Here is a 15,582-nt window from a genome sequence, read left to right as displayed (position 1 = left end):
AGTCTACTCCATGGACGCAAGCGGCCGCGCGATTTCTTCGAGCGATCTGCGTTCCGCCGAGATGGCATAGCGCCACGCCACGATCGCGGCCGCGATCATCAGGAACGCCCCCAGCAAATAGCCTGCGAACACGCTCGTGCGTGATCCCGTGTCGATCAGCGCCCCGAACAATGCGGGGCCGATCACGCCGCCGATGCCGGTGCCCACCGCATAGAACACCGCGATCGCGAGCGCGCGGACTTCCAAGGGAAAAGTCTCGCTGACGGTGAGATAGGCGGCGCTCGCGGCGGGCGAGGCAAAGAAGAAGATCACCATCCAGGCGATGGTCTGCCCTTGCGCGCTCAAGGCGCCGATCGAGAACAGATAACCCGACAGCGCCAGCAACACGCCCGACGCGCCGTAGGTGAACATGATCATGGTCCGGCGGCCGAGCGTATCGAACAGGCGGCCGAGCAGCAGCGGACCAAGGAAATTGCCGGCGGCGAAGGGAAGCAGATACCAGCCGACATGATCGGCGCTGATCCCGTAAAAATCGGTCAACACCAGCGCAAAGGTGAAGAAGATGGCGTTGTAGAAGAAGGCCTGCGCGATCATCAGCACGAGGCCGACCATCGCGCGCTGGCGATAGACCGAGAACAGCGTGTGCACCACCTCGCGGATCGGCGTGTGAGTCCGCATTTTCAGGCGGATCCTGGCGAAACGCGCGTGGCTCGTCTCCTGGCCGTGTCCGAGCACCGAGCGCTCGACCTCGTCGACGATCGCGTGGGCCTGGTCGGGACGGCCGTGGATCATCAGCCAGCGCGGACTCTCCGGAATCCACATCCGCATCAAGAGCACGACGAGGCCGATGGCCGCGCCGATGAGATAAGCGAGGCGCCAGCCGAGATCGGGGCCGATCACCGCGGGATCGAGCAGCACGATGGCCGCCACGGCGCCCATGGCGGCACCGATCCAGAAGCTGCCGTTGATGACGAGATCGGTCCAGCCGCGATAGCGCGCCGGCACCAGTTCCTGGATGGTCGAATTGATCGCAGTATATTCGCCGCCGATGCCGGCGCCGGTGAGGAAGCGAAACAGCGCGTAGCTCGCGACATTCCATGACAGAGCGGTCGCGGCCGTCGCCGAGAGATAGAGCGCGAGCGTGATGAAGAACAGCTTCTTGCGACCGATGCGATCGGTCAGCCAGCCGAAGCCGAGCGCGCCGAGCACCGCGCCCGCGAGATAGGCGGAATTGGCAATGCCGAGATCGAGATTGGAGAAATGCAGGGAGGGGCTTTGCTTCAGCGCGCCGGAGAGCGCGCCGGCCAAGGTCACCTCGAGGCCATCCAGAATCCAGGTGATGCCGAGCGCAAGCACGACGCGGGTGTGAAATCCGCTCCACGGCAGCGCGTCAAGCCGTGCAGGAATGCTGGTTTCGATGATGCGATCGGCCGCGGCCACCGTGGAGACCACAGGTCCATCGTTCGGCGCTGGGCTTCGCTGCAATTCCATCGCGTTGTTGCATCTGACCAATGGACATGGCCCCGGTTCACATGGCGTGGATGGGGGCGATCCGATCAAGGGGGTGCGGCATTCCGCCTGCCACCTGCGACAACGTCTGCGGCAGGGGCGGGTTCCAGCAGGAACGACCGCTGACGGCGCTGGTTTTCGGTGGAGCCGCAAGGAGTTGACGCATGGCTCATGCCAGAAAGACGACACATTCTCGCAAAACATCGGCGCGCAAGAGCACCAGACGCGCCGCACCGAAGCGCTGGTCACAGCGCGTGACGAAAGAGAGCGACGCGCTCGACCTCAAACAAGGCGTGTTCAAGCTGACCAGTGCGAAGGAGATCGCGGCTTCGTTGAAGCGCTCGGCCGAGCACAGCGCGCGTCGCAAGACCGGCGCCTACCGCTCGGCGCTGTCGATGCTGACGTTCTACATCAACCGCGCCGGCAAGACGCTGCCGCAGACGCAGCGCACGCGGCTGGAGCGGGCAAAGGTGGAGCTGAAGCGGGCGTTCGGGAGGGAGTGAGCGCCAGGTCGTCCTGGACAAGCGCAGCGCCGATCCAGGACCTATTACCCCAGGGAGCGGTTTGGCGATGACTCGGAGTTGGCAGTTCGCCCGGCAACTCCGCCTTGGGTAATGGGTCCTGGATCGGCGCTGCGCTTGTCCAGGACGACGGCGGAGGCGTGGCGCGAAGGTCGAGCGCTACGCCGCCCGGATATTCCCCATGAAGCGGTCGAGCTCGGCGCGCAGGCGGGTGCTTTCGGACGACAGCGTCTTGGCCGAATGCAGCACCTCTTCCGAGGCCGAGCCGGTTTCGGCGGCGCCGCGGTTGACCTGGCCGATGTCGGTGGCCGCGGTCTGGGTGCCCTGCGCGACGGTCTGGACGCTGCGCGCGATTTCCTGCGTCGCGGCGCCTTGCTGCTCCACCGCGCTCGCAATCGAGGTCGAGATCGACGAGATCTGGCCGATGGTGGCGCCGATCTCCTTGATCGCCGCAACCGACTCGGCCGTGGCGCCTTGCATGCCCGTGATGTGCGAGGAGATCTCGTCGGTGGCCTTCGCGGTCTGGCTCGCGAGCGACTTCACTTCGCTGGCGACCACTGCAAAGCCGCGGCCGGCTTCGCCGGCGCGTGCCGCCTCGATGGTCGCGTTCAGCGCCAGAAGATTGGTCTGCTCGGCGATCGCCGTGATGAGCTTGACGACTTCGCCGATCTGCTGGGCGGCATGCGAGAGCTTGCCGATGCGATTATCGGTCTCCTTTGCCTGCACCACGGCAGCTTCGGCAATGCGGCTGGAATCGCGGACCTGACGGCCGATCTCCTCGACCGAGGCCGAGAGCTCTTCGGTCGCGGTCGCGACCGACTGCATGTTGCTGGAGGCCTGCTCGGAGACGTCGGCGACCTGGCTCGACAGGCTCTGCGTGGTCTCGGCGGTGCGGGTCAGCGTCGAGGCCGCCGATTCCAGCTGCACGGCGGAAGCCGAGACGTTGGAGACGATGGCACCAACCGCGCTCTCGAAATCATCGGCGAAACGAATCAGCTCGGAACGACGGCTTGCGGCCTGCTCCCTGTTCTGAAGTTCGTTGGCGGCGGCATCGCGCTCGGCCTTGGCCACGGCCTGCACCTTGAATTCTTCGACCGCGCCGGCCATCTCGCCGATCTCGTCCCTGCGGCCGAGGCCCGGCAGCACGACGTCGAAATTGCCCGCGGCAAGCTCGCGCATCGCCTTGCACATCGCGATCATCGGACGCGAAATGCCATTGCCCAGCATCAGGGCGAGCGCAGCGCCGACGGCAAGGCCGCCCAGCGCCATCATCAGCATCAGCCGCTCGGTCTCGCCGATGGTGGCATTGGCGTTGACCTCGATGCGCTGCTGATCCGCCGTCAGCTCCGATCGCAGCTCACCCGAGAGCTTGAGAATGGACGCGGCTGTCTTGGTCATCTCGCCGTTCAGCTTGACGATGACCTTCACGTTCTCGGTGAGCTTTGAAAAAGAGGCGCGGTACTGCTTGAGGAGATTGCTGATCTCGGTGACGCGGTCGGTGATCTTCTGGTCGTTGGCATAGATCGAGACCAGCAGGGTCTCCAGGAATTTGATGCGGGCGGTCACGCCGTCGGCGGTCTTCGGCTCCGGCTTGGCGACGAAGGCGCTGACCGAGGTGGAGACCGCCAGATATTGCGATGTGATATCCTTGGCCGTACCCTGAACCGAGTTCAGGCCCGCCAATGCCGCGGTATCGGCAAGATCGTCGAACTTGAACCGGATCTTGTTGCCGACGCTGTTGAGCTCCTCGGTCGCGATCTTGCCGTTCTCGCGCGTCAACGTGATGATCTCGCCGAACACCTTGGTGAAGCTCTTGAAGTCGGCCTCGAGCCTGCCGACCTGCTCGCGGCGGGCTGCGCCCGTGGTGGCCGCCGCCGACTTGGCGATCGCGGCCCTCAAATTCTCTTCAGCTGCTTTGGCTGCGGTCTCATCATCCGCCGCGCCGGTCAGCGTGTAGGCCCGCGCCAAGCCCTGGTAAGCGATCAGCTCGCGATCGACCGTCCGCGCAAGGTCCGCTTCGGCGACGCTGGAGCGGTAGGAGGCCACGGCGGCCTGAATCCGCTCGAAGCCGAAATACGCGAAAGCCATGCTGACGGCGAGGATGGCGAGCACCGCCACGAAGCCGAGGATGATTTTTGCGCGAAAACGCAAGGTGAGCAGCTTCGATCTGGTCGGCTTCGACTTGACGGGCATTCCCCACCCCATTCCATTCGCGGAAAACCAGGCGCAGCCCGGAAGCAGCCCGCTTCCTGACGCGTGAGCACGGTAAATGGCAAAGGATAAGCTGCGGTAAATTTGTGGCGCCGCAACCGGCGGTTACGTGACGCAGGGTCTCGTCGTCCTGGCCTCGTGCGCAATCGCGCACGGGGGGCCGGGACGGCTGAGCGCTTACGCCGCCCGGATATTCCCCATGAAGCGGTCGAGCTCGGCGCGCAGACGGGTGCTTTCGGACGACAGCGTCTTGGCCGAATGCAGCACCTCTTCCGAGGCCGAGCCGGTTTCGGCGGCGCCGCGGTTGACCTGGCCGATGTCGGTGGCGGCGGTCTGAGTGCCCTGTGCGACGGTCTGGACGCTGCGCGCGATTTCCTGCGTCGCGGCGCCTTGCTGCTCCACCGCGCTCGCAATCGAGGTCGAGATCGACGAGATCTGGCCGATGGTGGCGCCGATCTCCTTGATCGCCGCAACCGACTCGGCCGTGGCGCCTTGCATGCCCGTGATGTGCGAGGAGATCTCGTCGGTGGCCTTCGCGGTCTGGCTCGCGAGCGACTTCACTTCGCTGGCGACCACTGCAAAGCCGCGGCCGGCTTCGCCGGCGCGTGCCGCCTCGATGGTCGCGTTCAGCGCCAGAAGATTGGTCTGCTCGGCGATCGCCGTGATGAGCTTGACGACTTCGCCGATCTGCTGGGCGGCATGCGAGAGCTTGCCGATGCGATTATCGGTCTCCTTTGCCTGCACCACGGCAGCTTCGGCAATGCGGCTGGAATCGCGGACCTGACGGCCGATCTCCTCGACCGAGGCCGAGAGCTCTTCGGTCGCGGTCGCGACCGACTGCATGTTGCTGGAGGCCTGCTCGGAGACGTCGGCGACCTGGCTCGACAGGCTCTGCGTGGTCTCGGCGGTGCGGGTCAGCGTCGAGGCCGCCGATTCCAGCTGCACGGCGGAAGCCGAGACGTTGGAGACGATGGCACCAACCGCGCTCTCGAAATCATCGGCGAAACGAATCAGCTCGGAACGACGGCTTGCGGCCTGCTCCCTGTTCTGAAGTTCGTTGGCGGCGGCATCGCGCTCGGCCTTGGCCACGGCCTGCACCTTGAATTCTTCGACCGCGCCGGCCATCTCGCCGATCTCGTCCCTGCGGCCGAGGCCCGGCAGCACGACGTCGAAATTGCCCGCGGCAAGCTCGCGCATCGCCTTGCACATCGCGATCATCGGACGCGAAATGCCGGTGCCGAGCAGGAAAGCGAGGACCGCGCCGAGCAGCGTACCGCCGACGGCCAGCATCAGCACCAGTTGCTCGGTCTTCCCGATGGTCGCTTCCGATTCGGACTCCAACCGCTGCTGCTCGGCAACGAGGTCCGCCTTCATGGTGGTGGCACCCTGAAGGATCGCGCTGGCCGAGCCGCTCATCTCGGTGACGAGCTCGTCGATCATCTTGGCGTTGGCGATCAGTTTCTCCAGCGATTCCCGATAGGCACCGAGCAATCCCTTGGCGTCCTTCAGGCCGGCGACGATCTTGTCGTCCATGGAATAGACCGCGTTGAGCGAGTTCTCGACGAATTTCAACCGCGCCAGCGCGCTGGTCGCGATCGCCTGGTCGGACGTCAGCACGAAATTGGTCGCCGCCCCGCTCGCGGTCTGGAATTGGGCGTTGACCTGCTTGGTCCCGAACTCGATCGCCTGCGCCTCGGAATCGGAGGCATTGTTGCCGATGTCGTCGAGCTTGTATTTCAGGAGGTTGGCGTTGCGCATGAGCTGGTTCTGCACCAGCAGCGCGCTGTCACGCTTGGCCTGGAGGACTTTCGCGAAGGTCGCGGAGAAGTTGGAAAACTCCTTGGCGAGCTTGTCCAGACTTTCCTGCCGCGCCGGCTTCTTGGCGCTCTTGACCGCCTGGTCGATGGCGCTCTTCAGGCCGGTCTCCGCGTCCAGCGCCGTCTTGGCGTCGTCCTCCTTGCCGGTGACGACGAAATATCTGACGGCCGAGCGATAGGCGAGCAGCTCCCGGTCGATGTTACGGGCGAGATCGGCCTCGGTGACACTGGTGCGGTAGGACCCGACCCCGGACGAGACCCGCTCGAAGCCAAAATAGGAGAAGGCCATGCTGCCGGCGGAGATCACCAGCACCGCGGCAAACCCCAGAATGATCTTGGCGCGGAACCTGAGGGTCGGCATTATTGTGCGCTTCGACGACGACGCGATACGCCCGGACATTCCCACCCCCATTTTCATTCAGCCGAGATCCGGTGGCGCCCCGCCCCCTGACCTGGCTGCGCAAAACTAAGGCAGAATCGATAAGGGGCGGTAAATTCGGTGCGTCCGCAGAGCTTCCGGCTCTATCGGCCAAGGCGGACTGCAAAGGCGAGCCGGATAGGGATATAGAGGCTGGCATCCCAGCTGGCGCCCCGGAGCCGCAACCCGATCCGGCCGACTCGCCCCCCAAACCAATGTTGGGCATTCTGGATCAATGACTTTTCCATGACGCGGGCGGCCAAAATCGTAGTTGCAAAGTTCCGGGTCGCTGTCTCTAATTAGAAACAATCAAAATCGATCCCGGGAGGACTTCAACCGTGTCTACAGTCAAACTGACGGTGAACGGCAAGGCCGTTGCTGTCGACGTCGAGGACCGCACGCTGCTGGTTCAGCTGCTGCGCGACCACCTCAACCTCACCGGAACCCATGTCGGCTGCGACACCAGCCAGTGCGGCGCCTGCGTCGTCCATATGGACGGCAAGGCGATCAAATCCTGCACCATGCTGGCAGGACAGGCCGACGGCGCCAGCATCACCACGATCGAAGGCATCGCCAAGGGCGACGAGCTGCACCCGATGCAGGCGGCCTTCCGCGACAATCACGGCCTGCAGTGCGGCTATTGCACGCCGGGCATGATCATGTCGGCGATCGACATCGTGCACCGCTATGGTGGCCAGCTCGACGAGGCCACCGTCCGCCACGAGCTCGAAGGCAATATCTGTCGCTGCACTGGGTACCACAACATCGTCAAAGCCGTGCTGGATGCGGCAGGCCGCATGAAGGTCTCGCAGGCGGCCGAGTAAGCGGCCCGCCTCGAAACAAGAACGATCGCCGCCGCTTTCGAGGGAAAGCGCGGTCAAGACAAATTCCGGTCGGGAGGACCAGACATGGGCGTTGAAGGCATTGGCGCGAGCGTCGTGCGCAAGGAAGACAAGCGTTTCATTACCGGCAAGGGCCGCTACGTCGACGACATCAAATTGCAGGGCATGACCCATGCCCATTTCATCCGCAGCCCGCACGCGCATGCCAAGGTGAAGGGGATCGATCCCGCCGAGGCGCTGAAGATGCCGGGCGTGGTCGCTGTGCTGACCGGTCAGCAAATCGTCGACGACAAGGTCGGCAACCTGATCTGCGGCTGGGCCATCACCTCCAAGGACGGCAGCCCGATGAAGATGGGCGCATGGCCGGCAATGGCGCCGGAGACGGTGCGCTTCGTCGGTCAGGCCGTCGCAGTCGTGATCGCCGAGACCAAGAATCTCGCACGCGACGCGGCCGAAGCCGTGGTCGTGAACTACGAAGAGCTGCCCGCGGTCGCCGACGTCCACGCCGCGATCAAGTCCGGCGCGCCGCAGCTACATCCCGAAGCTCCAGGCAACCAGGTTTATGACTGGGTGATCGGCGACGAAGGCGCCACCGATGCGGCCTTCGCCAAGGCCGCCAACGTGGTGAAGCTCGACGTCACCAACAACCGTCTCGCGCCGAACGCGATGGAGCCGCGCGCGGCAATTGCCGATTACGATTCGGCGGAAGAGCATTTCACGCTCTACACGACGTCGCAGAATCCGCACGTCGCCCGCCTCGTGCTGTCGGCGTTCTACAACATTGCACCCGAGCACAAGCTGCGCGTGATCGCACCCGACGTCGGCGGCGGCTTCGGCTCCAAGATCTTCATCTATCCCGAAGAGATGGTGGCGCTGTGGGCCTCGAAGAAGGTCGGCCGCCCCGTAAAATGGACCGGCGACCGCACCGAAGCCTTCCTCACCGATGCGCATGGCCGCGACCACGTCACCCATGCCGAGATGGCGTTCGACGCCAACAACAAGATCACCGGGTTGAAGGTGAAGACTTACGCCAATTTCGGCGCCTACATGTCGCTGTTCTCGTCGTCGGTGCCGACCTATCTGTACGCGACGCTGCTGTCGGGCCAGTACAACATCCCGGCGATCCATGCCGAGGTGGTCGGGGTCTACACCAACACCACGCCGGTCGACGCCTATCGCGGCGCCGGCCGCCCCGAGGCGAGCTATCTGATCGAACGTCTGATGGAGACGGCGGCGCGGCAGTTGAAGGTCGATCCGGCCGCGCTGCGCCGGACCAACTTCATCACCCAGTTCCCGCACCAGACGCCGGTGATCATGGCTTATGACACCGGCGACTTTAACGCCTCGCTCGACGCCGCGATGAAGGCGATCGACTATGCCGGCTTTGCCGGGCGCAAGGCCAAGGCGAAGGCCGACGGCAAGCTGCGCGGCATCGGCGTGTCCTGCTACATCGAGGCCTGCGGCATCGCGCCGTCGAAGGCCGTCGGCAGCCTGGGCGCCGGCGTCGGTCTGTGGGAGTCCGCCGAAGTCCGCGTCAACCCGGTCGGCACCATCGAGGTCCTGACGGGATCACACAGCCACGGCCAGGGTCACGAGACCACGTTCTGCCAGCTCGTAGCCGAACGCCTCGGCGTTCCCATCAGTCAGGTCTCGATCGTCCATGGCGACACCGACAAGGTGCAGTTCGGCATGGGCACCTATGGCTCGCGCTCGGCCGCCGTCGGCCTCACCGCGATCCTGAAGGCCATGGAGAAGATGGAATCCAAGGCCAAGAAGATCGCCGCGCATGCGCTGGAAGCCTCGGAAGGCGACATCGTCATCGAGAACGGCGAGTTCAAGGTCGCCGGCACCGACAAGGCGATCGCCTTCCCGATGGTCGCACTCGCGGCCTATACCGCGCACAATCTGCCCGACGGGATGGAGCCGGGCCTGAAGGAAAGCGCCTTCTACGATCCGACCAACTTCACCTTCCCGGCCGGCACATATATCTGCGAGCTCGAGGTCGATCCCGGCACCGGCAAGACCTCCTTCGTCAACTTCGTCGCGGCCGACGATTTCGGCCGTTTGATCAACCCGATGATCGTCGAGGGCCAGGTCCATGGCGGTCTTGTGCAAGGCATCGGACAAGCGTTGCTCGAGCACGCGATCTACGACGCCAACGGGCAGCCGGTCACGGCCTCGTTCATGGACTACGCCATGCCGCGCGCCGACGACGTTCCCTCGTTCAACCTCTCCCACACCACGACGCTGTGCCCGGGCAATCCGCTCGGCATCAAGGGTTGCGGTGAGGCCGGTGCGATCGGGGCGTCAGCGGCCGTGATCAATGCGATCACGGATGCGATCGGCAAGAACAATCTGGAAATGCCCGCAACCCCGGACAGGGTGTGGCGCACGATCCACGCGGCTTAAGGGAGGAACGAAGATGTACCAGACCGTTTATCATCGCGCGTCCTCGGTTGACGAAGCCGTCAGCCTGTTCTCCAAGAGCAGCGAAGCCAAGTTCCTCGCCGGCGGCCAGACGCTGCTGCCGGTGATGAAGCAACGCCTCGCCAGTCCGTCCGACGTCATCGACCTCGGCAAGATCAAGGAGCTGCAGGGCGTCGAGCTCTCGGGCGACGTGCTGACCATCAAGGCCGGCACGACCTATTTCGACATCATGCAGAATGCCGACGTGAAGAAGGCGATTCCCGCAATTGCCTATCTCACTTCGGTGCTCGGCGACCCCGCCGTGCGCTATCGCGGCACGATCGGCGGCTCGATCGCCAACAACGATCCCGCCGCGGATTTTCCCGCCGCACTGCTCGCGCTCGGCGCCACCGTGAAGACCAACAGGCGGTCGATTACGGCGGATGACTTTTTCCAGGGCATGTTCACGACCGCGCTGGAGGAGGGCGAGCTCATCACCGCCGTGTCGTTCCCGGTTCCGGCGAAGGCTGGCTACGAAAAGATGCGCCATCCTGCGTCTCGCTTTGCGCTGACCGGCGTGTTCGTCGCGCAGACGAAGTCGGGCGAGGTTCGGGTGGCCGCCACCGGCGCCTCGCAAAGCGGCGTGATGCGGGTCCCGGCCATCGAAACGGCGCTGAAGGCGAACTGGTCACCGTCGGCGATCGACGGCGTGAGCATTTCGGCGAGCAATCTGCTGGCCGACATCCACGGCACGGCGGAGTACCGCGCCAACCTGATCAAGGTGATGGCGCAGCGCGCGGTGGCTGCCGCTCGCTGACCATCGGGCCTTAGCGCCTCGACGCAATTTTCCACGGCGCGCACTTCGGTGCGCGCCGTTTTATTTTAGCCACGCGACATGAAAACCGCTTGCCTCACTGGCGTGAAGGCGAGAAAAGTTAATCGGCCAATTAACTCGCCCCGCAGAGGAACGCCTTGGCGCTTGCCGACCATCGGCAATATGCGCCTTGGATCCGAGGAAACAAACACGTGCTCGATCAATCAGCCCAAAACTCCTCCGTCCGCACCTCCGGCCCGCTGTCGGGCTTCCGCATCGTTGAATTCGCCGGCATTGGACCGGGCCCGTTTGCCTGCATGATGCTGGCCGACATGGGCGCCGAAATCGTCACGCTCGATCGGGTCGGCGCCAGGAAGAACATGAAGTCGGTCGCAGGCCGCGGCCGCAAGGTGGTCGAGCTCGACCTCAAGGACCAGGCGGCGATCGCGGAGGTACTCGATCTGCTTGCGAATGCCGACGCGCTGGTCGAGGGTTTCCGTCCCGGCGTGATGGAGCGGCTCGGTCTCGGGCCTGACGTGGTGCTCGCGCGCAATCCAAAGCTGGTCTACGGCCGCATGACCGGCTGGGGCCAGCAAGGCCCGCTCGCCAATGCCGCCGGCCACGACATCAACTACATCTCCATCACCGGCGCGCTCGCCGCGATCGGCACGAAGGAAGCGCCGGTGCCGCCGCTCAACCTGGTCGGCGATTTCGGCGGCGGCGCGCTCTATCTCGTGGTCGGCGTGCTCGCGGCGCTGCTGGAGGCCTCGCGGTCAGGCAAGGGCCAGGTCGTCGATGCCGCGATGTGCGACGGCGCGGCATCGCTGATGTCGTTCTTCTTCGACATGACCACGCTCGGCCGCTGGACCGAAGGCCGCAACGAGAACTTTCTCGACGGCGGCGCACATTTCTACGGCGTCTACGAATGCGCCTGCGGCCATTTCGTCTCGATCGGCTCGATCGAGCCGCAATTCTACGCGCTGCTGCGCGAGCACGCCGGCCTGACCGACCCCGATTTCGATGCGCAGATGGACCGCAAGGCTTGGCCCGCGCTGAAGGAAAAACTGAAGACGGTGTTCAAGAGCAAGACGCGCGAGGACTGGTGCAAGATTATGGAAGGCACCGACATCTGCTTCGCGCCGGTGCTGACCATGTCGGAAGCGACCGAGCATCCGCACATGGTCGCCCGCAACGTCTTCGTCGAGCGCCACGGCGTGAAGCAGCCGGCGCCGGCGCCGCGCTTTTCGCGGACTCCATCGGCGGTGCGCGAGCCGGAAGTGGCGGAGATCGGCGCGGTGACCAAAGCCTGGAAGGCGGAGCGTTAAGTCCTCCGCTGTCGCATCACACTCCGGGTCGTCCTGGCCTAGTGCGCAATTGCGCACGGGGGCCAAGACCCATAGCCACCAACGCGGTTTGACGAAGACTCGGAGTTACCAGTTCGCCCAATGACCGCTCCCTGGGGTAATTGGTCCTGGCTTTCGCCAGGACGACGGCGGCACTTAATGCCACCGCGTTCCAGACAACGGCCGCCTACGCCGCATCCACCTTCAGCACCCCGCGCCGGATCTGGTCCTCCTCGATCGATTCGAACAGCGCCTTGAAATTGCCTTCGCCGAAACCGTCGTCGCCCTTGCGCTGGATGAACTCGAAGAAGATCGGGCCGATCGCGTTGGCCGAGAAGATCTGCAGCAGCACCTTGGTCTGGCCGCCGTCGACCACGCCTTCGCCGTCGATCAGGATGCCGTTCTTCTGCAGCCGCGCGATGTCCTCGCCATGCTTCGGCAACCGCGCGTCGATCCGCTCGAAATAGGTCGCGGGCGGCGCTGGCATGAAGGGCAGACCGGCCTCGCGCAAGTCCTCGATGGTGCGGTAGATGTCGCGGCAGCCGCAGGCGATGTGCTGGATGCCCTCGCCGCGATAGATATTGAGATATTCCTCGATCTGCCCGGAATCGCCGGCGTCCTCGTTGATCGGAATCCGGATCTTGCCGTCGGGGCTGGTCAGCGCGCGCGAGAACAGGCCCGAGGCGCGGCCCTCGATGTCGAAGAAGCGGATCTGGCGGAAATTGAAGAGCTTCTCGTAGAAGCCCGTCCACACGTCCATGCGGCCGCGGTGGACGTTGTGGGTGAGGTGATCGAGATAGAACAGGCCGGCGCCGGCAGGACGCGGATCGCGCGCACCCAGCCATTCGAACTCGCTGTCATAGGCCGATCCCTTGGCGCCATAGCGATCAGCGAAATAGAGCAGGCTGCCGCCGATGCCCTTGATCGCGGGGACGTCGAGCGTCTTCTGCGCGGAGGACGCATCGGCAGGTTCGGCACCGAGCGAAATCGCGCGGTCATAGGCCTTCTTCGCATCGACGACGCGAAACGCCATCGACGGCGCACAGGGGCCGTGCGCGGCGACGAAATCGTGACCCTGGGTGCCGGGCTCCTCGTTGACGAGGTAATTGATGTCGCCCTGGCGATAAACCGTGATCTTCTTCGTTCTGTGCCGCGCGACGGGCACATAGCCCATCAGCTTGAACAAGGCGTGCAGCTCTTGCGGATTGGGATGCGCATATTCGACGAACTCGAACCCGTCGGTGCCCATCGGATTCTCGGCGCTGATCGTGGCCGGCGGTGCATCGTGCGGAAACGGACCCATGGTGTTCTCCCAAATTGCTGCTGAGAGGAACTATCCTTCATGGGACGCGCAAGGGGCGTGCAAATGAGACGGCTTTTGATTAACATATGCACAGTTTGTGCATGAAGTGGGTGAAACGCGCATGACTTTGGTGGATGCCTTCGACCTCAAGATCCTGGGCGCGCTCCAGGACGACGGCCGTCTCACCAACCAGGAGCTCGCCGACCTCGCCGGGCTCTCGGCCTCGCAATGCTCGCGGCGACGGATGCGGCTGGAAGAGGAGAAGGTCATTGCGGGCTATCATGCCGATCTCTCCAGCGAGGCGCTCGGCTTCGGCGTGGTCGCCTTCATCCAGGTGACGCTGGCGACCCACTCGCCGGACAATTCCAAGCGGTTTCGGACTCTGGTCAACCGCATCGACGAGATCCAGGAGGCCTACTCGCTGACAGGCGACGCCGACTACGTGCTCAAGGCCGTGCTGCACGACCTCAAGGGCCTCTCCAACCTCGTCAACGACGTGCTGATGCCGCACCAGAGCGTCGCGCATGTGCGCTCCTCGATCGTGCTCGACAGGCTGAAGGAAAGCACGCGTCTGCCGCTGAAGGAAATCAAGCCCGGCTGAAATCGAGGGAAATCCGGCATTCGCGCTGCGCGCGCGATCTGCGATGATCCCGGCCAATCTGCGGAGATTGAGCCATGGCCCTCCAGCTTCGACCGAACTGCGAATATTGCGACCGCGATCTGCCCCCGAACGCAACCGATGCGCGGATCTGTTCCTATGAATGCACGTTCTGTGCGGACTGCGTGGAGACGAAACTCTCCAACGTCTGCCCGAACTGCGGCGGCGGTTTTGCGCCGCGCCCGATCAGGCCCACGCAGGAATGGCGACCGGGCGTGTGCACGACCAACCAGGCGCCGTCGGACAAGCGGGTGCATCTGAAGTACAGTCTGGAGGACGTCGCGACGCATTGCGCGCGGTTACGTGAGGTGCCGCCGGAGAAGCGGTAGACTCTCACCATGTCATTGCGAGGAGCCCTTGCGACGAAGCAATCCAGACTGCCACTGCGGAAAGACTCTGGATTGCTTCGCTACGCTCGCAATGACGGAGAATGTGGATAGAGGTCGCATCGCTTCCCAGCAATCACTCCGCCGGCAAAATCGTCCCCTCGACCTCGCCAAAACCAACGCGATAGCCTTCGCCCTGGCACCAGCCGCGCATGACGAGGCTGTCGCCGTCTTCCAGGAACGACCGCTTGGCGCCGCCGGGCAATTCGATCGGCTCGGTGCCGTTCCAGCTGATCTCCAGCAGGCTGCCGCGCTGGTTCTTCTCCGGACCGGAAATGGTGCCGCTGCCGAGGAGATCGCCGACATTCATGGCGCAGCCGGAGGAGGCGTGGTGCATCAGCTGCTGCACCGACGACCAGTACATGTATTTGAAATTGGTGCGGCTGATGCCGGCGGGCGCGTTGGCTCCGGCGGCGCGCAAGGAGACGTCGAGTTCGAGATCGTAGTTCTTCGGCTTGCCCTGCTTGAGGTAGTCGAGCGGCACCGGCTCCTGCTGCGGCCCGTTGAGGCGGAATGGCTCCAGCGCCTCGCGCGTCACCACCCACGGACTGATCGAGGTCGCGAACGCCTTGGCGAGGAACGGCCCGAGCGGCACATATTCCCATTGCTGGATATCGCGCGCGCTCCAGTCGTTGAGCAGCACGAAGCCGAAGATCATCTCCTCGGCTTGCGGCTCCGTGAGCATGCCGCCCATTGGCGACGGCTGGCCGACCACCACGCCCATCTCCAGCTCGAAATCGAGCCGCTTGCACGGTCCGAAGCTCGGCGCCTCCACATTCGGCGGCTTGAGCTGCCCGCGCGGGCGCTTCACCTTCGTGCCGGAGACCACGACAGTCGAGGCACGGCCGTTGTAAGCGATCGGCATATGCAGCCAATTCGGCTGCAGTGCATTGTCCTTGCCACGGAACATGACGCCGACATTGGTGGCGTGTTCTTTCGACGAATAGAAATCGGTGTAGCCGGAGACCGCAAACGGCAGATGCAATCTTGCGTCGCGTATCGGCACCAAGGCCTGCTTGCGCAACTCCTCGTTGTCGCGCAGCTCGGGATGATCGGCGCGCAGGAGTTCGCTGATCCGCGCCCGCGTCTTCGTCCAGACCTTTGGCCCCAAGGCCATGAAAGCATTGAGCGACGGCGTCGAGAACACGCCGAGCGGCCCCACGTCGAGCCGCGAGTCCTGCTCAAGCTCCCAGAGATCGAGCACATAGTCGCCGATCGCCACGCCGACGCGCGGCGTCGGATTGGCCGCGGTCGAGAACACACCATAAGGCAGGTTCTGGATCGGAAAATCGGAGGCGGGATCGACGCCGATGAAGGAGCGGAGGCTGGGGTCGTTGGGATGGGGCATCACTTG

The 15,582-nt window shown here is 64.3% G+C and carries 12 protein-coding genes; 7 read left to right on the top strand and 5 right to left on the bottom strand.

Annotated elements, in window-relative coordinates; all coding sequences use genetic code 11:
* Nucleotides 1-3: 3 nt before the first annotated feature.
* The gene (locus IVB07_RS01450) at nucleotides 4-1,491 is read right to left on the bottom strand and encodes an MFS transporter (RefSeq protein WP_026232409.1); all 1,488 of its coding nucleotides are present in this window, start codon (nucleotides 1,489-1,491) and stop codon (nucleotides 4-6) included.
* Between the two features lie 182 nt (nucleotides 1,492-1,673).
* On the opposite strand from IVB07_RS01450, the gene IVB07_RS01445 reads away from it, so the two are divergent.
* On the top strand, nucleotides 1,674-2,012 hold the full coding sequence (locus IVB07_RS01445) for a DUF3175 domain-containing protein (RefSeq protein ID WP_018452857.1): 339 nt from the start codon (nucleotides 1,674-1,676) through the stop codon (nucleotides 2,010-2,012).
* Nucleotides 2,013-2,189: 177 nt separating this feature from the next.
* On the opposite strand, the gene IVB07_RS01440 is transcribed toward IVB07_RS01445, so the two are convergent.
* Together IVB07_RS01440 and IVB07_RS01435 are read right to left on the bottom strand one after the other, a co-directional pair.
* Nucleotides 2,190-4,223: a HAMP domain-containing methyl-accepting chemotaxis protein gene (locus IVB07_RS01440; protein WP_247298112.1), complete on the bottom strand. Its 2,034-nt coding sequence runs from the start codon at nucleotides 4,221-4,223 to the stop codon at nucleotides 2,190-2,192.
* A gap of 195 nt (nucleotides 4,224-4,418) precedes the next feature.
* A complete protein-coding gene (locus tag IVB07_RS01435) occupies nucleotides 4,419-6,458 on the bottom strand; it encodes a HAMP domain-containing methyl-accepting chemotaxis protein (protein ID WP_247338801.1) in 2,040 nt (679 codons plus the stop codon).
* A 356-nt stretch (nucleotides 6,459-6,814) separates the two neighbouring features.
* Here IVB07_RS01435 and IVB07_RS01430 point away from each other — a divergent pair, with 356 nt between their 5' ends.
* From IVB07_RS01430 to IVB07_RS01415, 4 genes are all read left to right on the top strand, one after another.
* Nucleotides 6,815-7,300: a (2Fe-2S)-binding protein gene (locus IVB07_RS01430; protein ID WP_026233199.1), complete on the top strand. Its 486-nt coding sequence runs from the start codon at nucleotides 6,815-6,817 to the stop codon at nucleotides 7,298-7,300.
* An 84-nt stretch (nucleotides 7,301-7,384) separates the two neighbouring features.
* Nucleotides 7,385-9,727 carry a xanthine dehydrogenase family protein molybdopterin-binding subunit gene (locus IVB07_RS01425; protein ID WP_018456580.1) on the top strand — a complete coding sequence of 781 codons (2,343 nt, stop codon included), beginning with the start codon at nucleotides 7,385-7,387 and terminating at the stop codon, nucleotides 9,725-9,727.
* 13 nt (nucleotides 9,728-9,740) lie between these two features.
* Nucleotides 9,741-10,541 (top strand): xanthine dehydrogenase family protein subunit M, encoded by an 801-nt coding sequence (locus tag IVB07_RS01420; protein WP_018456581.1) that lies wholly within the window; start codon nucleotides 9,741-9,743, stop codon nucleotides 10,539-10,541.
* A gap of 209 nt (nucleotides 10,542-10,750) precedes the next feature.
* The gene (locus IVB07_RS01415) at nucleotides 10,751-11,863 is read left to right on the top strand and encodes a CaiB/BaiF CoA-transferase family protein (protein ID WP_026233200.1); all 1,113 of its coding nucleotides are present in this window, start codon (nucleotides 10,751-10,753) and stop codon (nucleotides 11,861-11,863) included.
* Between the two features lie 205 nt (nucleotides 11,864-12,068).
* Here IVB07_RS01415 and hppD read toward each other — a convergent pair whose 3' ends face one another.
* Nucleotides 12,069-13,184 (bottom strand): 4-hydroxyphenylpyruvate dioxygenase, encoded by a 1,116-nt coding sequence (gene hppD / locus IVB07_RS01410; RefSeq protein WP_018456583.1) that lies wholly within the window; start codon nucleotides 13,182-13,184, stop codon nucleotides 12,069-12,071.
* Between the two features lie 121 nt (nucleotides 13,185-13,305).
* Between hppD and IVB07_RS01405 the strand changes: the two genes are divergently transcribed.
* Nucleotides 13,306-13,785, top strand: coding sequence for an Lrp/AsnC family transcriptional regulator (locus IVB07_RS01405; RefSeq protein ID WP_018456584.1), 480 nt, complete (start codon nucleotides 13,306-13,308; stop codon nucleotides 13,783-13,785).
* Nucleotides 13,786-13,859: 74 nt separating this feature from the next.
* Nucleotides 13,860-14,171, top strand: a complete 312-nt coding sequence (locus IVB07_RS01400) for a DUF1272 domain-containing protein (protein WP_018456585.1) — start codon at nucleotides 13,860-13,862, stop codon at nucleotides 14,169-14,171.
* A gap of 133 nt (nucleotides 14,172-14,304) precedes the next feature.
* On the opposite strand, the gene fahA is transcribed toward IVB07_RS01400, so the two are convergent.
* A complete protein-coding gene (fahA, locus tag IVB07_RS01395) occupies nucleotides 14,305-15,576 on the bottom strand; it encodes a fumarylacetoacetase (protein ID WP_247767446.1) in 1,272 nt (423 codons plus the stop codon).
* Between the last annotated feature and the right edge of the window lie 6 nt (nucleotides 15,577-15,582).

Origin of the sequence: Bradyrhizobium sp. 172 (assembly GCF_023101065.1) — a bacterium.
Lineage (GTDB): Bacteria > Pseudomonadota > Alphaproteobacteria > Rhizobiales > Xanthobacteraceae > Bradyrhizobium > Bradyrhizobium canariense_D.
The sequence above is the reverse complement of the archived record's forward strand: the minus strand, read 5'-3'. Positions and strand labels throughout refer to the sequence as shown.

What these genes read in the sequence shown, in the direction of transcription:
- IVB07_RS01405 (WP_018456584.1), top strand. Translation starts at nt 13,306, where the DNA reads ATGACTTTGGTGGATGCCTTCGACCTCAAGATCCTGGGCGCGCTCCAG.
- IVB07_RS01400 (WP_018456585.1), top strand. Translation starts at nt 13,860, where the DNA reads ATGGCCCTCCAGCTTCGACCGAACTGCGAATATTGCGACCGCGATCTG.
- fahA (WP_247767446.1), bottom strand. Translation starts at nt 15,576, where the DNA reads ATGCCCCATCCCAACGACCCCAGCCTCCGCTCCTTCATCGGCGTCGAT.
- IVB07_RS01425 (WP_018456580.1), top strand. Translation starts at nt 7,385, where the DNA reads ATGGGCGTTGAAGGCATTGGCGCGAGCGTCGTGCGCAAGGAAGACAAG.
- IVB07_RS01420 (WP_018456581.1), top strand. Translation starts at nt 9,741, where the DNA reads ATGTACCAGACCGTTTATCATCGCGCGTCCTCGGTTGACGAAGCCGTC.
- IVB07_RS01450 (WP_026232409.1), bottom strand. Translation starts at nt 1,491, where the DNA reads ATGGAATTGCAGCGAAGCCCAGCGCCGAACGATGGACCTGTGGTCTCC.
- IVB07_RS01445 (WP_018452857.1), top strand. Translation starts at nt 1,674, where the DNA reads ATGGCTCATGCCAGAAAGACGACACATTCTCGCAAAACATCGGCGCGC.
- IVB07_RS01435 (WP_247338801.1), bottom strand. Translation starts at nt 6,458, where the DNA reads ATGTCCGGGCGTATCGCGTCGTCGTCGAAGCGCACAATAATGCCGACC.
- IVB07_RS01440 (WP_247298112.1), bottom strand. Translation starts at nt 4,223, where the DNA reads ATGCCCGTCAAGTCGAAGCCGACCAGATCGAAGCTGCTCACCTTGCGT.
- hppD (WP_018456583.1), bottom strand. Translation starts at nt 13,184, where the DNA reads ATGGGTCCGTTTCCGCACGATGCACCGCCGGCCACGATCAGCGCCGAG.